The organism is Faecalibacterium sp. An192 (genome assembly GCF_002160175.1).
Taxonomy (GTDB): domain Bacteria; phylum Bacillota; class Clostridia; order Oscillospirales; family Ruminococcaceae; genus Faecalibacterium.
On record NZ_NFKB01000059.1, the window covers coordinates 1 to 16,940 of the forward strand.

The window sequence follows — 16,940 nt, forward strand, 5'->3', positions numbered from 1 at the left end:
AGTAACAAACGGTTACACCCTCTGGAGCCTTTCGCCGAATGGGTCTGTACCGACCTTGTACATACGTACATAGCGAAAAGGCCAGGTTCCCCCATATACAGAATTACCGATCCCAAGATGGGGGAGCAGGCTCAGGCCGGACCAGGGCTTCAATTCCCAGATAGCCCCATACACGGCGGCCTGCCGAGTTGAGGATGTTGTTGGTGTGCTCCAGGTTATACTTCTTTAGGTTGGCGATCACGGCGTCACTGAAGCTCCGAGCTTTCAGGGCCACCAGGTTGTTCTCCTCACACCACATCTTATAAATGGTGTAGAGGTCTTTGGAGCTGACACAGGCATCCGCCTTGAGCCGGATATAGTCCTCGGCCTCCATGAAGTCAAAGAAGTTATTGTTGTCCCGCTTGACCAGCTCCCGGTTCTGCCGGGCTCGGTCGCTCTCGGTGAACTTGAAGCTGTTCCGAACCAGGCGCTGCAACCCTTCAAAGGCCCAGAGGAAAATCCCTTCGGCCTCGGCGGCCATCTTCTCGGCGATGTCAGGGTCATCTATCCGGTCGGCGGGCTTGTCCTTGGTGGTCAGCACCAGCTGCCGCCGGTAGAAGCCATCGCTTCGGTCATACAGGGCTTGTAAGTCTCCGTTGCTAAAGGCCAGCAGCCGGGCATACATCCAGCCCTGGTAGCTCTGCTTGCCTTTCCGCTCCAGGTCCATCTGGCCCTGGGCCGTGACAATGGACTTGACGTAGTTGGTCTGCCGCAGGGCCTCCATCCGCATATCGTCGTCCACGCAGAGCAGGATGTGTTCCAGGTCGGCCCGGGCAAAGCGGTTCTCAGAGATTTTGCCGATGCTGCCGTCCTTCATATTGGTACCGAACAGCTTGGAGAGCACCACGCCGATCTGGGATTTGCCTTCGCCGCCCCGGCCCTTGATAACCATCATCCGCTGGCCCTTGTTGCTGGGAATGAGGCAGTACCCGATAAATTCCTGGACTGTGGGAATGTCTTCAGGGTAGAGCAGGTCAGACAGGAACCGCAGCCAGTGAGTGGGCTGGGCCGCTTTGGGGTTATATTTGACCGGCAGCCGGTTGCGGACCACTTCGGGTTTGCCCTCCTGAAAGCTACCATTCAGATTCAGGGTGCCGTTGGCCAGGTGGATGCAGTTGGTGACTGGCGGGAAGTCATCCACCTGGGCGGAGAGTTTCAGCAGGTCCAGGATGCAGCCCACTTTGCGGGCTACGTTATTGCTGGCGTAGTCCCGCAGTTCTGCATAAATGGTACTCCGCAGAGGCATCTCGTCCGTCACCCGGCCATCCTCGGTAAAGAAAAAGCCGTTGCAGAAAACAATTTGGTGGGTAAGGATGAAGGACTCACAGAAAACTGATTCATTGATCCGGAAGCCTTCTTCCAGCCAGACCGGGTCTTTGGAACTGGGCCAGTAGTTGTTTTTCTTCATGCAGCCTCCTTTCGATCCAGGGTATTGAGGCGGGATTCCACCATCGGCAGCAGCTGGCTATCCAGCAGGCGCTTGGCAGCGGCTGCCTTCTTGGAGGCCGGCCCGAAGGTCACACAATCAATGAGGACATCCACGAAAGCCAGCATGTGGAGGACTTCCACGAAGCGATCATCCAGCGGCTCCTCCGCGGAGAGGGGAACGAACTCTGTCTGCCACCGGATCAACAGGTCACGATAGTCGTGGAGAACCCGGATACAGTAGGCGATATCCTCCTGCTGGGCATCCGAAGAAAGAGTGGTCGGTTTGGGCAGCGCGATTGCACCGGACGGAGGCTTGTCCGGGCTGAATCCGAAGTCCTGGGCTATCTTCCGGGCAGCCTGGAAACTGCTGAGGTCAAACAGGCGGGCAGTGAGGTCGATGACATCACCGGTGGCTCCGCAGCCGAAACAGTAATAATAGGTGTCGTTCAGCTTCATGCTGGGGGTATGGTCCTCGTGGAAAGGGCAGCGAGTTATCCAGGTGGACGTAATGGGCAGGCCGTACAGGGCTGCGGCCTGTTTGACCGTGATGGATTCCTTGACCAATTTAAAAAGATTCATTTGCACCTCGCTATTCTAGTACCTTTCGGTACTTCATCAAATCGTGTCGGGAAAAAGAGGAGGTGTACCCTGGTTTGGGGTACACCTCCTTTTGTGTCTGGGTTTGGAGCTGTGTCGGTCGTTCCAGGTGCGTAACGTTTTGTTACACACCTCCTGCTGAAATTGAAAAAAGTCGAATTATGTCGTAGAATCGTTTCTTCTTGCACTTTACCCACCTCCATTGTATAATAATGATAAATTCCATGAGACGAACCTTCACTTCAAAATTACCCTTTCACTAATAGGAGAAATTCGGGGTGCAAATCGGAACCATTTTGGAACACGCACAAAAATTTTTTTATGAAGAGGTGAGCTATGGCGTATTTATCGGATCTGAAATTTCTAAATAGGGGAAGCAGCTACATGGAGTGGGATGAGGAATCCAACGACCATCCGTTGAACGAGGAATTGGAACAGGATGCAGCGGCAGAACGCCTGGCCGAACTGGAAAGCGCCCTTGAACAGGATGAACACCCTCTCAATTATGAAGCAGAGCTGGAGACGGAGGAGGAAGAAGCCTCCCCAGTCAGTGAAAAGCGGCTTAAACGGGAAATTCGGGCTGAAGCTGTTCGGCGTATAGAGGAGGCTGCCCGAACAGAAGCAGATTTTTCGGTGGTGATAGGGGAGTGGGACAAGCTGGACCGAAATCGGGAGCGGCGGGAACGAGATTACGAAAATCTGCGGGGTGATCTGCCGCTGGACTACCAGACTGTATCTGAACCCGAATTGATCCCCAGATGGATGAATCACCCTACATACCGGCAGATCATGGCCGGGAACTTTCTGGACATCTTGTTTGACTGCCCCTATGAGATGCACAAACTGACTGCTGATCCCTTTATCTCCTGGATGATTCAGAACTTGAGTGATGACCACAAGGAAGTTCTATATTTTCTCTCCCTGCGGCTGTGCAGCACCACCCAGCTTGCAGCGATGCGCGGTCAATCTGACCGCAACATTCGAAAAGTAAGAAAGACCATCCACAAAAATCTACAGCGTCAGATGTACGCCAATCTGTGCGGAAAACAAAAACAGGGAATGGGGCTGACACTTCGGGAACGTCAATTCATAGAAGAATATTCGGCCCTTGAGAAAAACCAGGGCAGAGATGCCGTAATCCGAAGGGAAAACAAAACGAGCCGGAGAAAATAGAAAGCCGCTTCTGTTACCAGAGGCGACTCAATGGAGAGATACGATGATCAAAAATCTATTCGAGCGGTCCCGTTCTCATTGGGTGCGGTACAATCGCTACGAGCTGAAAACAGGAAAGAATGGACGGCGGTACATTACACCTGGCAAAGACGCTAAGCCGGATGTGTATAACCCTTTGAACATGGTGCCGGATATCGTGCTGGATGCTCTCAATGTGGGAATGCTGATGATGGGGCGTAAACCAGCGGCGGAAGTGGAACGGGCGGTACTGAAGTTTGTTACTCAGTATGGCTTGCTGGGGCTGATGACCGCCCTGCCTACCACTCCTTCCTTCATGGACTACAAGGCTGTTTATCTGCCCAAGAACCATTTCATCAAAGAGGAATCTATGAGTACAGACCGATATCTGGCGCTGTTTTATCCCTTTGACCAACTGGAGTTGGTGAAGCAGGGAATAGAATCTTCCTGGAAAGTTTCAGGGGATCGGACGATGATTGCCTTGACCATGACCTTTATGGATGAGCCAATGGCAAAAACCATGAGCTTTCAGCGGCAGTATGCGGAGCCTTATGACTGGGTGGCCCAGCAGTTTAAGGACTGGGCTTTCACTCTGACCACCTCCATCCTGTATTACCAGGACTACCATCTAATTGATCAAGACACACGGGAGTTATACCAGAAAGCAATGGCTGTATTCGGCGGCATTGCCCCCAGCTACCACATTGAACTGCTGGACAAGCCCACCATTTACTGGGATTTTCACTCCCTGCTGCTGGGTATCCAAATGATGTTCAGTTTCATGCTGGTAGACAACGAACAGCCGCTGCGGGTGTGCAAGCACTGCCAGAAGGTATTTCTGGGTAAGCCGGACAATATGGATTTTTGCAGTGCCCGGTGCAAAGAACAATCCGACATCTGTAAAAACCGGAAAGAAAGGGACTGATGCCGCTGCGGCGGGGCTTTATATACCTTTGTTCCGCAGACAGCAAAAGGCTGGCAGCCTGTGCTTTTAGGCACAAACTGTCAGCCTTTCTTTGTCACCTATGCTGCCCCACTGGGGCACCTTGTGTGCCAGGGAAGCAGGGTAGACCCCCACTCAGCTGCCGTCTGCTGCACAAAGGTATAACACACTAGACTTTGTAACCAAAGTCGTGTGCCACGAAACCCCAGGGCGGTTTCTTTGGATTCTTCCGGCTCAAAGGGCTGGATGCCCTTTGATGACCATCCTCTCCGTTTTGATACAGGATGGTCTTGCAAAGAGGGGACCTCACCCCCTCATAAACTCCCGGAGCCAAAGAGAAATCTTTGGAATCTTTATAAAACCAAAAACAGCTCTGCATTCAGGACACAGAGCTGTCATTTTTGATCTGGGATATATACCGCCACATCTTCCAGGCGACACTGTAAAATCTCACAGAGCTTATTCAAGGTGTGGGTAGAGACTGGCATGTCAGCCTGCAAGCGCTGAACGGTAGCATGGCTCATGCCGTATTTGAAGCGGAGGGTATAGGTTGTCATTTGCTTTTCGGCCATTGTTTTCCATAAGGGCGAGTAGCAAATCATAAGATCATCCCCTTTACTTTCTCTATTATGGCTGATATAATGGCCATAGAATATGGCCATTATTTGGCCATACAAAAGGGGAGATTTGGTGATGGTACGATTGGCCTGTGCATTTACAGGACATAGACCCAGGAAGTTCCCCTGGGGATATAACGAAGAAGACGCCGGATGCAAGCACTTAAAAGCAGCTCTTCAGCAGGAAATAGCCTTGCTGGCCCGAAATGGATACACCGACTTTTTGTCTGGTATGGCAGAAGGTACAGATACTTGGGCTGCCCTAGATGTCCTTGAACTGAGGGAAACCCATCCTGAACTGAAGCTGCACTGTATCCTGCCTTGTAGAACCCAGGCCGATCAATGGACCTATCCCGCACAACTTTGTTGCCGATCCATTTTGGATCAAGCAGATTCCATCATCTATGTCAGCAGAGACTATGGTAAAAGCTGCATGATGGAGCGTAATCGCTTCTTAGTGGACCATGCCGGTTTAGTTCTGGCAGTGTACAATGGTGAACCCCGTGGCGGAACCGCTTTCACAGTTCGGTATGCCCAGAGAACTGGAAAGCAAGTCGTTTTGATTGATCCTGAAATCTACAGGGGATAGCCCTGTATACTAGAGGCCAGTGGGAGCAATTCTCACTGGCCTCTTACTATAAAAGCACCTGTTTCTATATTGTTGTATGATACCTATTTTGGTATAATAGATTTGATAAACTTATTGAGCAATATCCAGGTATAGAGCAGATTCTCAAAAATCAATCGAGGAGGTCCGGTTCATGACCATGGTTCTTCAGAAAAAAGATATGACCGAAGAAGATATCAAGCTGCAATACATAACCCCTGCCGTGACTTCCAAGTGGGACCGTCAAAAGATTACGATGGAGACCCAGGTCACAGACGGCAAGATTAGCCTAAAAGGAAACCTTGCCGTTCGTGAAAAGGGGAAGCGGGCTGACTATCTGCTCTACCTCAGCCCCAACAATCCGATTGCTGTGATCGAGGCCAAAGATAACAATCACCAGATATCAGAAGGTCTGCAGCAGGCGATGAACTATGCCAAAATGCTGGACCTGCCATTTGCTTTCAGCTCCAATGGGGATGGTTTTGCAGAGCATGACTTTCTTACCGGGGCCGAACGGCAGTTTGGACTGGATGAATTTCCTACCGAAGCAGAACTGACGGAGCGCTTCAAAAAGGAATCTGGGCTGACTCCTTTACAGGAAACGGCCATGAACCAGCCCTATTACTCCAGCCAAAATACCTATCCGCCACGTTACTACCAGCGCATTGCCATCAACCGAACGGTTGACGCCATCGCCAGGGGACAGAAGCGGCTTCTTTTGGTAATGGCTACCGGTACCGGCAAGACCTACACTGCGTTCCAGATTGTCTACCGGCTCTTAAAGAGTGAAACCGTCCACAAAGTTCTCTACCTGGCAGACCGCAATATGCTGGTGGATCAGTCCATTGAGCAGGACTTTGCCCCGCTGCAGAAAACCATTCACAAAATCAATGTCAAAAACGACAACCCCAATACCATCACATCCTACGAAGTATATTTTTCTCTGTACCAGCAGCTGGTGGGAGATGATGACAAGGAGCACTTCCGGGAGCTGTTCCAGCCGGATTTCTTTGACCTGATTATTGTGGATGAGTGTCACCGGGGATCAGCCAAGGAGGAAAGCCGCTGGCGGCGGGTTCTGGAATACTTCTCGGATGCCATTCAAATTGGCATGACTGCCACGCCCAAGGAAACCAAGTATATTTCCAACCTGAGCTATTTCGGAGAGCCCGTCTACACTTACAGCCTGAAGGAGGGCATTGATGATGGCTTCCTCGCTCCCTTCAAGGTCATCAATATCACCACCAACATCGGAGAAGGATGGCGTCCCCAAAAGGGCCAGCTGGATATCTATGGCAACGAGATACCAGACCGCATCTATACCAACAGCGACTATGACTACAACATTATTATAGAGGATCGTATCCGGGAAGTAGCCCAGGAGATCACCCGTTACCTCAAGAGTACAGACCGGATGGCCCGAACCATTGTGTTCTGTGCTACAGAGGATGCAGCCCTGCGAATGCGGGATATGCTGGCCCAGCTGAATCGGGATATGGTGAAGAAGAACCCTGACTATGTGGTTCGGATCACTGGCAGTGACGAAATCGGCAAAGGGAAGATCAAGCAGTTTTCTTCGGTGACCCAAAAGTATCCGGTTATCGCCACGACCTCCAAGCTTCTCTCCACCGGTGCTGATTGCAAGATGACCAAGCTGATTGTTTTGGATGAGATGATCGGCTCGATGACGGAATTCAAGCAGATCATCGGCCGGGGGACGCGACTGCGGGAAAAAGAGGGCAAGACCCACTTTGCAGTGATGGACTTCCGAAACGTCACACGCTTGTTTGCCGACCCGGATTGGGACGGCCCTCTGGAGATCGACGAGGAGTTTGGCTCGTCCAAAGGGAAAGAATTGCCCCCGAAAGAAATCCCGGACGGAAACCCTCCGACTCCTGCCTCCCATGAAAAGCTGCCTACGCCGATTGTGGACGAAAAGGGCTGCAAGGTCCGTATCATTCAGAAGACGGTCTCTATTTATGACACAGATGGCAAGCTTCTGCGGCAGGAAAGCATCGTGGACTACACCAAAGAAAACATTCTGGGCAAATATGCTTCTCTGGACAACTTTATCCGGCAGTGGAGCGCCGAAGAGAAAAAGGAAGCCATTCGAGACCTGCTCCGCCAGCGCGGCATTGATCTGGAACAGGTGAAGGAACAGCAGGGGATGGCCGATGTGGATGACTTTGACTTCATCTGCCATGTGGCCTTTGATAAGAAGCCTCTAACCCGACGGGAACGGGCCAACAACGTCAAGAAGAGGGACTTCCTGAGCAAGTACAGTGGAGCAGCCAGGGAAGTCCTGGAGGCACTGCTAGACAAATACATGAACACCGGCATCTACGAGATCGAAAAGACAGAAGTGCTGAAGCTGGACCCGTTTGTCAAAATGGGCAGGCCGGCCAAGATCGCCAGCTATTTTGGCGGGAAAGATGGTTATTTGAAGGCCGTCAAGGAACTGGAAAATGAAATTTATACCAGCGAGGTAGTATAAAATGGAAGAATTGACATCGTGGCATGTTGGCGTTTCGGCAGAGGCCTTCGCCGCAGCACAGTTTGCCAGATATGCATTTTATGTTTCCGTTCAATATGGAGCAAATCAGCCCGGGTATGATTTGATTGTCGAATCAGGCGGTAAAACGCTGAAAATATCGGTAAAGGGTAGCCGTGATGGCAGCTGGGGATTGACTCAAGGATACAAAAAAGGCTGCGACTACCATCAGGCCATCCAGGCATGGCAAGAGGCTAATGACAAAAAGGAAATCATTTTTTGCCTGGTTCAGTTCCAGGGGACAAATGACAATGAGATGCCACGGATGTATCTGGCCACCCCTGCTGAGATTGCGCAGAAGATGAACTCTTCCGCCGGAGGGCGTGGAGGTACCATCTTATATGAAAATCATACTTGGAGTCCTCGTGCCGTAGGGAGTGGCACTACAGACAGCATTCCTAAAACGTGGGAATTTACAAGGCAGCGAGCTGCGGATATGATTGAAAACTACGGGAATTAACTACAGAAAGGTATTAAAATCAACATGAGCAACTTATCTGGATTTGTCAAACGGCTGCGGGATATTATGCGCAACGACGCCGGCATCAACGGCGACGCCCAGCGCATCGAGCAGATCACCTGGCTGCTGTTTTTGAAGGTATATGCCACCAAAGAGGCAGACTGGGAATGGGAGGATGAAAACTATCAGTCCATCATCCCGGAGCCCTGCCGCTGGGAAAACTGGGCTGCCAGAAAAGACGGCAAGGAGATGACTGGAGACAAACTCCTGGACTTCGTCAACAACACCTTGTTCCCGACTTTGAAGAATCTTCCGGTGAATGCCGATACCCCCATCCGTAAGGCCATTGTCCAGACCACCTTTGCTGACGCCAACAACTACATGAAAGACGGCGTCCTGCTGCGGCAGGTCGTTAATACCATCGATGACCTCCAACTGGATGACTATGAGGAAAGCCACGCCTTCGGCGAGATCTACGAAACCATTCTGAAAGAGCTGCAAAGTGCAGGTTCGGCCGGCGAATTCTATACGCCCCGGGCCGTCACCGACTTTATGGCCCAGATGATCCGGCCCCAGGTGGGGGAGCAGATGGCCGACTTTGCCTGCGGCACCGGCGGCTTTCTGATCAGCTGGCTGAAGGAGCTGCGCAAGCAGGTTAAGACCACCGAAGACGAGGCAGCCTTCAGCAATTCCATCTATGGCATCGAGAAAAAGCAGTTCCCCTATATGCTCTGCATTACCAATCTGCTGCTGCACAATCTGGATAACCCGCGGGTCTATCATGATAACACCCTGCTGCATGACGTGCTGGACTATACCGCCGCCGACAGCTTTGATGTCATTCTGATGAATCCGCCTTACGGCGGCAGTGAGAAAGCAGACGTGAAAAACCACTTTCCGTCTGATCTGGCCAGCAGCGAAACCGCTGACCTGTTCATGTCGGTCATTATGTACCGGCTCAAGCCCGGCGGGCGGGCCGCGGTAATTCTGCCCGACGGCTTTTTGTTCGGCACCGACAACGCCAAACTGAACATCAAAAAGAAGCTGCTCAGTGAGTTCAACCTCCACACCATCGTTCGGATGCCGGGCAGCGTCTTTTCGCCCTATACCTCCATCACCACCAACATTCTTTTCTTTGATAACACCGGCCCCACCCAGTCCACCTGGTTCTATCGGCTGGATATGCCGGAAGGCTATAAGCATTTCAGCAAGACCAAGCCCATGAAGCTGGAGCACTTTGACCCCGTGGTGGAGTGGTGGGACAACCGTCAGGAGCTGACGGTGGATGGTTTCGACAAGGCCAAACAGTTCACAGCCCGGCAGCTGGCGGAAGATCTGGGCTATAACCTGGATCAGTGCGGCTACCCCCACGAGGAAGAAGAAATCCTGGCCCCGCTGGACCTGATTCACCGCTATGAGGAGCAGCGGGCATCGCTGAACGCCGAGATTGACCGCGTTCTGGCTGAGATCACCGCCAAACTGGGAGGAAACGCCGAATGACCCCGCAGGAACTCAAAAACAGCATTTTGCAGCTTGCCATTCAAGGCAAACTGGTAGACCAGCGCCCGGAGGAGGGAACTGCCCAGGAGCTTTATGCACAGATCCAGGCCGAGAAACAGCGGCTCATTAAAGAAGGCAAACTCAAAAAAGAGAAGCCCCTGCCCGAAATCACCGAGGACGAGAAGCCCTTTGAAATTCCCGAGGGGTGGATGTGGGTAAGAATCAAAGAAATAACGATATTAAACCCCAAGAATGACTTGGATGATAACCTAAAAACGTCTTTCATTCCTATGACTTTACTGTCCGATGGATACCGTTCTAGTTATACCTATGAAATTCGCTCTTGGGGAGAAATAAAAAAAGGATTTACGCATTTTGCAGTGGGAGATATTGGAATTGCAAAAATCACTCCTTGCTTTCAAAATCGGAAATCCGCAATTTTCACGGAACTGGAAAACAATTTTGGCGCAGGAACAACGGAATTATCTATTGTTCGTGTAATACAAAATACCTTATCAAGGAAATATTTACTGTGGTTTTTCAAAAGTGCGTATTTCATTGAAAATGGAATAAAGTCTTTTACGGGGACTGCTGGTCAGCAGAGAATTCACAAAGATTATCTGTCTCACTGTGTGTTTCCACTTCCGCCTCTCTCTGAACAAAATCGTATTGTCGCCAAAATCGAAGAACTCCTGCCCTTGGTGGATCGCTACGAACAGGCATGGACCAAGATGGAAGACTTCAACCACCGTTTCCCCGAAGACATGAAGAAGTCCATTCTCCAGCAGGCCATCCAGGGCAAGCTGGTGGAGCAGCGCCCGGAAGAAGGCACCGCCCAGGAACTTTATGCCCAGATTCAGGCAGAGAAGCAACGCCTTATTAAAGAGGGCAAACTCAAGAAAGAAAAGCCCCTGCCTGAAATCGCCGAGGACGAAAAGCCCTTTGAGATTCCCGATGGGTGGATGTGGGTAAGATGGGGCGACTTGTCGGAGTCCATTCAATATGGATTTAATGCCCCTGCGCAAAATTCCGGACGAATTAAAATGGTTAGAATTAGCGATATCCAAGACGGCAAAGTCTTGTGGGGGTCTGTCCCATTTTGCCAGATTGAAGAAAATGAAATTCCGAAATATCTCTTAAAAAAGAATGATATTCTTTTTGCAAGAACTGGTGGAACAGTCGGCAAGTCCTATTTGGTTAGGGAGGTTTCAGAAGAAGCAATTTATGCAGGTTACTTAATCCGTACAAGGTATAGCAGCTCTTTAGTGCCGGAGTACCTGAAATGCTTTATGGAAAGTCCCTTGTACTGGGATCAACTGAAAAATGGTACGATTGCAACAGCACAACCAAACTGCAACGGAAAAACACTTTCAAAGATGATTTTACCTCTCCCGCCCCTTGCCGAACAAAAGCGCATTGTGGCCCGGCTGGAGGAACTGCTGCCGCTGTGTGAGAGGTTGAAATAAAAAGGAGGATAAAATGAAATTAGTATCTATCCAGATGGCAATGTTTGCCAACAATTTAATACCAAGACCGGATTTGTTAATGAATAAAATCAACACAAAAATGAATAACGTTTTTGACGCCATACCCAATATTATAAATCTTCCTATGAATGCTCCACCAGAAATACCAGTGGCCCAAGTGACTTCTACTAATAATGTATATGCTTTAAATATTTCAAGAAGTAGAGTAGACCTTACTATTTCGCCGTTCTACTATAGGCAAGAAACACCGTTGCAATTGTTTGAGGAATATAAATCAAATATTGAAAGCTATTATAATACAATTTTAGAGGAGATTACACTGAATAGAGTCGGAATGGTGGTTACATTATTTCATGAGGAAGATAGCAATATTAAGGCTATATTTGACAAATATTTAATTGAGCCCTACACAAATGACTGTGTCGAGATTAATTATAGAATTAATCGTCAAACACTAGAAAAAGGTGTTGTATATAATAATATCAGGCTGATTCAAGCTGGAGAAATCCAAATTGATAAAAAAATTGCTAAAGGAGTTATGATCCAATTTGATGTAAATAATGTTCCTGATCAAAAAAGAGTTGTTTCTAAGGATTCGATCCTTGAAATTCTATCAAAAGTTCAAGAAGTTGTTAAAACGGGATATTTAAAGGAGCTGATATGATGTCCATTGTTAAAAACGAGTCGGACCATTATAGCTCCACAAGTTCATTTCCTAATGACAAAAGTTATTTTTCGGCAACTAGCGATACAAATTCTCAAACAGGAGCATTTGATGTAACAATAACTGGCATGGTACGAGATTGTATTGTTCAAGTCAATGATCTTCAAAAAGAGGTAAATCAACTACAGAAAGAACAGAGAAAAACTAGTGAGTATTATAAAGAGAATGCAAAGCTTGCAAAAACATCAAGGATTTTAATGATAATTTTGATGGTCATTCCAGGCATTCAATTGATAGCTTGTACAGCAGTTGTTTATTACTTGGGAATTGAAAATCAATTGACAGCTTTTTTAAGATGGATAATTGGTTCGGTAAGTATTTTATCAATAAGTGAAACGGTTTTCACCGCATTTAAATATTTTTCGCTCGAAAATAAAGTTGATGAACTAAAAAAAGCGGTTGAGAAACAGCCCAAAGAAAAAGAGTAAATCTTGTATAATAAATGAAGCCGCACACCCACCGGGGCTATCCCGGAGAGCGTGCGGCTTTTTCATTATATAATAGGATATAATAGGGAAGTGATCAGATCATCTGAAAATGCTTCAGCGCCTCCCGAATAGCCTTTTCCTTTTCGGGTGGGCACTGGGGCTGCTTGGAATTCTCCGACTTGGCCTTGTTGTAGCACTCCCGCTCAATGATCCCGCATTTCTGCTTGACCTGGGCGATGTAGAGGGGAGTGACGTTCAGGCCGGTCTGCTCCTTGACATAGTCCTTGATCTCCTGGTAGGTGGCTTTGCTCTCCGCAGCAGTCAAATCCAGCTCATCCATCTGGATTTCAACATCGATGTGGTGCTTGGAATGAAGTTTGGACAATAAGATCACCGCCTCGACGTGTCCGGTCCTGGGAAACATATCCACCGGCTGCACTTTTTCCACCTGGTAGCCGGACTCAGCCAGAATGGCGGCGTCACGGGCGGCGGTAGCGGGGTTGCAGCTCACATAAACCAGACGCCGGGGAGACATCTGGACAATGGCCGACAGGGTGGCCTGGTCGCAGCCTTTGCGGGGCGGATCCACCACAATGATGTCAGGGGCCAGGCCTTCGGCGGCCAGGCGGCTGGCCGCTTCACCGGCGTCGCCGCAGAAAAAGCGGCTCTTGGCGGCAATGGCGGCACCCATGCGGGCGGCGTTGGTTTTGGCACTCTCGATGGCTTCGGGAATGATTTCAACGCCGATCAGCTCCTGACAGCGGTCAGCCATGGACAGGCCGATGGTGCCCATGCCGCAGTAGAGATCCAGAAGCAGATCCTCCTGGGTGGGGGAGGCATAGGCGGCAGCCACAGCGTAGAGCTGCTCGGCGCCGGGGGTATTGACCTGATAGAAGGAAAGGGGCCCCAGCTGAACCGGGACCTGACACAAAGTGTCCTCAATGTAGCCCGGCCCATACAAAACGTGATTCTCAAGGCCGAGGATTACATTGGTCTTTTCGCGGTTGACGTTGATGAGAATTGTGGCGATATCTGCAAATTGGCTGCAAAGCCGTTCCACCATCTCGTCGGCGTGGGGCAGTTTGGGCCGGGTGCAGACCAGGCAAACCATGATCTGGCCGCTGTGGGCGCCGCGCCGCAGGAAGATGTGGCGGACCAGGCCTTTGCCGGTTTCTTCATCGTAGGGCTGGATGCCGTACTGTTCCAGCAGGCTGCACAGGGTGCGGCCGATTTCGTTGAGGACAGAAGGCTGCAGTTTGCAGTCCTCACAGGGAACGATGCGGTGACTGCGTCCGGCATAGAAGCCGATGCACAGATGACCATTTTTGTCGCGGCCTACCGGATACTGTACCTTGTTGCGGTAACGGTCCACTTCGGGAGAGGGGAGAATGGGCTGGATGGGGACATCCAGCCCGCCAATCCGGCGGAACGCATCCGCTACCGAGGCCTCCTTGGCCTTGAGTTCCGCCTGATAACTCAGGTGCCGCAGGCTGCACCCGCCGCAGGGCCCTGCCACAGGGCAGTCCACCGGGATGCGGTCGGGAGAGGCGGTTTCGATGCTCTCCACAATGCCGAAGGCATACCGTTTGCAGTCTTTAACGATTCGTGCGCGGATGACATCGCCGGGAGCGGTACCCGGCACGAAAACCGCTTCGCCCTCCCAATGGCCGACGCCGCTGCCGTCGCCGGACAGACGCTCGATGGACAGTGTGATGATTTGATTTTTCTGTAAAGGCATGGTTCCTCCTAGGGCGGCTGGACGCGGTTATTCGGGGTCGGTGGTCTCAGAGGACTGGGCCTCTGCCTGCTGGGCGGCCAGATACTTGCTGGGCGGCACGCCTTTGGCCCGCTTGAACACCCGCGAGAAATAGAACTGATCGAAAAATCCCACCGAAATAGCCACTTCGGCGATGGACAAGGTGCCTGCCCGCAGCAGCTTGCAGGCCTCGTTGATGCGGTATTCGGTCAGGTAGTCGATAGGGCTTTTGCCCACGTTGCTCATAAAGACGCGGTAGAGATGGCTGCGGGAAACACCCACGCTCTTGGCTACGTCGTCGATGGAAATATCGTGGGAATAGTTGAACTGGATGTACTTAATGGCATTCAGGACATACTGGCTGGAGGAATTGGTGTTGTGGGGCTTTCGCTCGCTGGTTTCCTCCATCAGGGCGGCGATGAAAAGGTACAGATAGCCCACCATGGCCGTCTCGTCCTGCACCCGCATCCCGCGGGCCCGGAAGATATTGTCCAGCGCGTTGTACATTTCCTCCGGGTGCTGGGTATGGTGCACCGGCTGCTCGTCCGAGAAGGGCAGCAGCGCGGCCAGCTTGTGAGCGCTGATGCCGTTGAAGCCCACCCAGCAGTATTCCCAGGGCTGCTGGATGTCGGCGGTATAGGTGTTCAGCTGGTTGGGCTGGACAAAAAACATGTCGCCGGGGCTGAGTTCCCAGGTTTTTCCGCCGGTCTGGAAGGTCCCCTTGCCCGCCAGAATCAGGTGGATCAGGTAATGGTCCCGGATGCCGGGCCCCCAGGTATGGCCCGGTGCACAGCGCTCCAAGCCGCAGTTAAAGACGGAAAGATCCACGTTGTTGGTATAATTTTGTTTAAACGACTGCTTGTAAACTTCCGGCATAGGGAGCCTCCTTTTTGGGCGGAACGACCGCACCGATGGGTTGTGATACCAGTATACCATAGATGACAGCGCAAATTCAACAAAAGTACATCTGAATCTTTGGACCTGACGCCGAAAATATGTCCCCGATATCGGATAAAATTGCAAATGTCCGCCATGTAAGCTACAATAGAGGCAAGATCCCGGGGCCTGGCCCGGTTGTTTTTGTTTGGGCCAGGCACTGCATCCAAGTAGTCGGTCTGCGGCCTGGCTTTTCGTCCGGGCCTTCACGGTGAGATGCGTAGATAGGGGGTACATATGGCGACAAGCGCACAGAGGCGGCAGGAAATAGCGGCGGGCGTGTGGGACGATCTTCTGCGGACCTTGTATGGTTCGTCGGAGGCGGTACTGGCCCGGCAGCGAGCGCGCTGGTGCGCGGCGCTGACGGACTTTGAGCGCTATTTTGGCCCGGGACGGCAGGTGCATTTGTACACGGCGCCCGGCCGGGCTGAGCTGGGAGGCAACCACACCGACCATCAGCACGGCTATGGCCTGGCGGCGGCGGTGAACCTGGACCTGGTTGGGGTGGTGGCCCGGAACGAGGACAACTATATCCGGGTCAAGTCCTGGGGCTTCAACAAGCTGGACGTGGTGGATCTGGATGAGCCCAATCCCCAGGCGTCGGAGTCCACCCATTCGGCCAGCCTGATCCGCGGCCTGGCGGAAGGGTTCCGCACCCAGGGAAAGCAGGTGGGCGGCTACGACGCCTACACCACCAGCGATGTGCTGCGAGGCTCGGGACTATCCAGCTCGGCGGCCTTTGAAATGGCGATGGGCGCCATGATGAACGAGGAATTTGGCTGCGGCCTGACCCCCATTCAGGTGGCACGGCTGGGACAGTATGCGGAGAATATCTATTTCGGCAAACCCAGCGGGATGCTGGACCAGCTGGCCAGCGCTCTGGGCGGCGTCATCTTTGCGGACTTTGAAGATCCCGCGTCGCCCCGGGTGGAGAAACTGCGGGCCAAGGGCCAGATGCCGGATGGAATGGTGCTCTGTGTCACCGATACCCGGGGCAGTCACAGCGAATTGACCGCGGAATTTGCCGCCATCCGCCATGAGATGGAAGCAGTGGCTGCCTGCTTTGGCTGCAACGTGCTGGGCGAAGTGCGGGAAGCGGAATTTTGGGCCCGGCTGCCCGAGGTGCGGGCAGCCTGCGGAGACCGGGCCTGCCTGCGGGCGATGCATTTCTTTGAGGAAAACGCCCGCACCCTGGCCGAGGACTGCGCCCTGCGGGCCGGGCAGTTCGGCCGCTTTCTGCATTTGGTGGGGGAGAGCGGCCATGCCTCATTTGCCCTTTGTCAGAACGTCTATTGTGCTTCCACGCCCGCCCGGCAGGAGCTGTCGGTGGCCCTGGCCCTGAGTCAGCATCTGCTGGAAGGAACCGGCGGGGCGTGGCGGATGCAGGGAGGCGGCTTTGCCGGCACCATTCAAGCCTTTGTGCCCAGAGAGTGCCTGGAGCGCTATTGTGCAGCCATGGAGGGCGTTTTTGGCCCGGGCAGCTGCCATCTGCTCACCCTGCGGGAACAGGGTGCGGGCCGTGTGCTCTGAGATATTCTATTTATAAAGAAGGCGAGCCCTGCGTTTCGGTGAACCGCCCCATATTGTGCGGACAGTACAAAAAAGAGGCCTGCAAGGGGTAGAACAAGCGAATCAAAGACTGGCCTGGCGAAGCGAGAGCGGAGCCAGGCCAGTCT

Annotated in this window: 15 protein-coding genes; 10 read left to right on the forward strand and 5 right to left on the reverse strand. The window is 51.9% G+C overall.

Annotated features, from left to right (window positions below):
* Positions 1-103 precede the first annotated feature (103 nt).
* Positions 104-1,447: a phage/plasmid primase, P4 family gene (locus tag B5F27_RS13850; protein WP_087368687.1), complete on the reverse strand. Its 1,344-nt coding sequence runs from the start codon at positions 1,445-1,447 to the stop codon at positions 104-106.
* Complete coding sequence (locus B5F27_RS13855; protein WP_087368689.1) at positions 1,444-2,046, reverse strand: CHC2 zinc finger domain-containing protein; 603 nt, start codon at positions 2,044-2,046, stop codon at positions 1,444-1,446. Before B5F27_RS13855 ends, B5F27_RS13850 begins: the two co-directional genes overlap by 4 nt.
* A gap of 354 nt (positions 2,047-2,400) precedes the next feature.
* Between B5F27_RS13855 and B5F27_RS13860 the strand changes: the two genes are divergently transcribed.
* Both B5F27_RS13860 and B5F27_RS13865 read left to right on the forward strand, forming a co-directional pair.
* Positions 2,401-3,237 carry a hypothetical protein gene (locus B5F27_RS13860; protein WP_087368691.1) on the forward strand — a complete coding sequence of 279 codons (837 nt, stop codon included), beginning with the start codon at positions 2,401-2,403 and terminating at the stop codon, positions 3,235-3,237.
* Positions 3,238-3,280: 43 nt separating this feature from the next.
* On the forward strand, positions 3,281-4,180 hold the full coding sequence (locus B5F27_RS13865; protein WP_087368693.1) for a hypothetical protein: 900 nt from the start codon (positions 3,281-3,283) through the stop codon (positions 4,178-4,180).
* Between the two features lie 413 nt (positions 4,181-4,593).
* Here the strand turns inward: B5F27_RS13865 and B5F27_RS13870 are convergent, their stop codons facing one another.
* Positions 4,594-4,800 (reverse strand): helix-turn-helix transcriptional regulator, encoded by a 207-nt coding sequence (locus B5F27_RS13870; RefSeq protein WP_087368694.1) that lies wholly within the window; start codon positions 4,798-4,800, stop codon positions 4,594-4,596.
* Between the two features lie 91 nt (positions 4,801-4,891).
* On the opposite strand from B5F27_RS13870, the gene B5F27_RS13875 reads away from it, so the two are divergent.
* The 7 genes from B5F27_RS13875 (at position 4,892) to B5F27_RS13905 (ending at position 12,572) form a co-directional block, all read left to right on the forward strand.
* The gene (locus B5F27_RS13875; RefSeq protein WP_087368696.1) at positions 4,892-5,404 is read left to right on the forward strand and encodes an SLOG family protein; all 513 of its coding nucleotides are present in this window, start codon (positions 4,892-4,894) and stop codon (positions 5,402-5,404) included.
* Between the two features lie 172 nt (positions 5,405-5,576).
* Entirely contained in the window at positions 5,577-7,916 is a 2,340-nt protein-coding gene (locus B5F27_RS13880) for a DEAD/DEAH box helicase family protein (protein ID WP_087368698.1), read from the forward strand.
* A gap of 1 nt (position 7,917) precedes the next feature.
* Positions 7,918-8,433, forward strand: coding sequence for a hypothetical protein (locus tag B5F27_RS13885; RefSeq protein WP_087368700.1), 516 nt, complete (start codon positions 7,918-7,920; stop codon positions 8,431-8,433).
* A 24-nt stretch (positions 8,434-8,457) separates the two neighbouring features.
* A complete protein-coding gene (locus B5F27_RS13890; protein ID WP_087368702.1) occupies positions 8,458-9,933 on the forward strand; it encodes a class I SAM-dependent DNA methyltransferase in 1,476 nt (491 codons plus the stop codon).
* Positions 9,930-11,399: a restriction endonuclease subunit S gene (locus tag B5F27_RS13895; protein WP_087368704.1), complete on the forward strand. Its 1,470-nt coding sequence runs from the start codon at positions 9,930-9,932 to the stop codon at positions 11,397-11,399. The genes B5F27_RS13890 and B5F27_RS13895 overlap by 4 nt, the downstream gene beginning before the upstream one ends.
* Before the next feature lie 13 nt (positions 11,400-11,412).
* On the forward strand, positions 11,413-12,084 hold the full coding sequence (locus B5F27_RS13900) for a hypothetical protein (RefSeq protein ID WP_087368706.1): 672 nt from the start codon (positions 11,413-11,415) through the stop codon (positions 12,082-12,084).
* A complete protein-coding gene (locus B5F27_RS13905) occupies positions 12,081-12,572 on the forward strand; it encodes a hypothetical protein (protein ID WP_144066537.1) in 492 nt (163 codons plus the stop codon). Before B5F27_RS13900 ends, B5F27_RS13905 begins: the two co-directional genes overlap by 4 nt.
* A 94-nt stretch (positions 12,573-12,666) precedes the next feature.
* Here B5F27_RS13905 and rlmD read toward each other — a convergent pair whose 3' ends face one another.
* Positions 12,667-14,310, reverse strand: coding sequence for a 23S rRNA (uracil(1939)-C(5))-methyltransferase RlmD (gene rlmD / locus B5F27_RS13910; protein ID WP_087368710.1), 1,644 nt, complete (start codon positions 14,308-14,310; stop codon positions 12,667-12,669).
* Positions 14,311-14,337: 27 nt separating this feature from the next.
* Positions 14,338-15,204: an AraC family transcriptional regulator gene (locus B5F27_RS13915; RefSeq protein WP_087245867.1), complete on the reverse strand. Its 867-nt coding sequence runs from the start codon at positions 15,202-15,204 to the stop codon at positions 14,338-14,340.
* Positions 15,205-15,501: 297 nt separating this feature from the next.
* On the opposite strand from B5F27_RS13915, the gene B5F27_RS13920 reads away from it, so the two are divergent.
* A complete protein-coding gene (locus tag B5F27_RS13920; protein ID WP_087368712.1) occupies positions 15,502-16,794 on the forward strand; it encodes a galactokinase family protein in 1,293 nt (430 codons plus the stop codon).
* The last annotated feature ends 146 nt before the right edge of the window (positions 16,795-16,940 follow it).

What these genes read in the sequence shown, in the direction of transcription:
- B5F27_RS13860 (WP_087368691.1), top strand. Translation starts at nt 2,401, where the DNA reads ATGGCGTATTTATCGGATCTGAAATTTCTAAATAGGGGAAGCAGCTAC.
- B5F27_RS13905 (WP_144066537.1), top strand. Translation starts at nt 12,081, where the DNA reads ATGATGTCCATTGTTAAAAACGAGTCGGACCATTATAGCTCCACAAGT.
- B5F27_RS13890 (WP_087368702.1), top strand. Translation starts at nt 8,458, where the DNA reads ATGAGCAACTTATCTGGATTTGTCAAACGGCTGCGGGATATTATGCGC.
- B5F27_RS13865 (WP_087368693.1), top strand. Translation starts at nt 3,281, where the DNA reads ATGATCAAAAATCTATTCGAGCGGTCCCGTTCTCATTGGGTGCGGTAC.
- B5F27_RS13900 (WP_087368706.1), top strand. Translation starts at nt 11,413, where the DNA reads ATGAAATTAGTATCTATCCAGATGGCAATGTTTGCCAACAATTTAATA.
- B5F27_RS13920 (WP_087368712.1), top strand. Translation starts at nt 15,502, where the DNA reads ATGGCGACAAGCGCACAGAGGCGGCAGGAAATAGCGGCGGGCGTGTGG.
- B5F27_RS13885 (WP_087368700.1), top strand. Translation starts at nt 7,918, where the DNA reads ATGGAAGAATTGACATCGTGGCATGTTGGCGTTTCGGCAGAGGCCTTC.
- B5F27_RS13875 (WP_087368696.1), top strand. Translation starts at nt 4,892, where the DNA reads ATGGTACGATTGGCCTGTGCATTTACAGGACATAGACCCAGGAAGTTC.
- B5F27_RS13915 (WP_087245867.1), bottom strand. Translation starts at nt 15,204, where the DNA reads ATGCCGGAAGTTTACAAGCAGTCGTTTAAACAAAATTATACCAACAAC.
- B5F27_RS13880 (WP_087368698.1), top strand. Translation starts at nt 5,577, where the DNA reads ATGACCATGGTTCTTCAGAAAAAAGATATGACCGAAGAAGATATCAAG.
- B5F27_RS13870 (WP_087368694.1), bottom strand. Translation starts at nt 4,800, where the DNA reads ATGATTTGCTACTCGCCCTTATGGAAAACAATGGCCGAAAAGCAAATG.
- B5F27_RS13850 (WP_087368687.1), bottom strand. Translation starts at nt 1,447, where the DNA reads ATGAAGAAAAACAACTACTGGCCCAGTTCCAAAGACCCGGTCTGGCTG.
- B5F27_RS13895 (WP_087368704.1), top strand. Translation starts at nt 9,930, where the DNA reads ATGACCCCGCAGGAACTCAAAAACAGCATTTTGCAGCTTGCCATTCAA.
- B5F27_RS13855 (WP_087368689.1), bottom strand. Translation starts at nt 2,046, where the DNA reads ATGAATCTTTTTAAATTGGTCAAGGAATCCATCACGGTCAAACAGGCC.
- rlmD (WP_087368710.1), bottom strand. Translation starts at nt 14,310, where the DNA reads ATGCCTTTACAGAAAAATCAAATCATCACACTGTCCATCGAGCGTCTG.